The sequence below is a fragment of the Halobellus sp. Atlit-38R genome (genome assembly GCF_003665925.1).
Taxonomy (GTDB): Archaea; Halobacteriota; Halobacteria; order Halobacteriales; family Haloferacaceae; genus Haloquadratum; species Haloquadratum inordinatus.
In genome coordinates, this window is the sequence record NZ_QXIJ01000187.1 from 1 (window position 1) to 534 (window position 534).

A 534-nucleotide genomic window follows, 5' to 3' on the forward strand; every position below is an offset into this window, starting at 1 on the left:
CCGACGGCTCAGGAGAAGGCGACGACCGAAACCGCGGTGGCCGCCGACGCCAACGCGAGATAGACGCCGTAGGTGAGCGCCCGACGCCGAAGGGAACGGCGGATCGCGTCGACGCCGCCGTCGGAGAGGAAAAGCGGGGTCTTCTCGGTCCCGCGGATGGTCGGCGTCCCCGCGTCGACGGACAGCTCGCCGTGGACCGTCAGCCGGGTCCCCTCGGGGACGGCCTTCGACAGGAAGTAGTCGTTCTCCAGGTCGATGTCCGGGTCGTCGTCGACGACGCCTCGGAGCCGTTCGAGCGGCAGTTCCGTCGAGTGGTCGGCCAGCTGGACGTACGGCGAATTCCAGAGGTAGACGTGCCACGTCCGGCTCGGGAGGAAGCCGACCGGCTGTACCGCCGCCAGCCGGTCGGCGTCATGGACGTCTCGCAGCCACCCCGGGTCGACCCGGAGCTCCCCGTTCTCGGTCGCGACGGTGAACGATCCGAACTCGACGCCGGAGGCGAACGTCGCTCTCGCCTGTCTCGTCGTCCGGTTC

At 69.9% G+C, this 534-nt stretch carries 1 pseudogene; it reads right to left on the reverse strand.

Annotated elements, in window-relative coordinates:
* Positions 1 to 8: 8 nt before the first annotated feature.
* Positions 9 to 534, reverse strand: a pseudogene (locus tag D3D02_RS18860) (hypothetical protein); the annotation flags it as partial.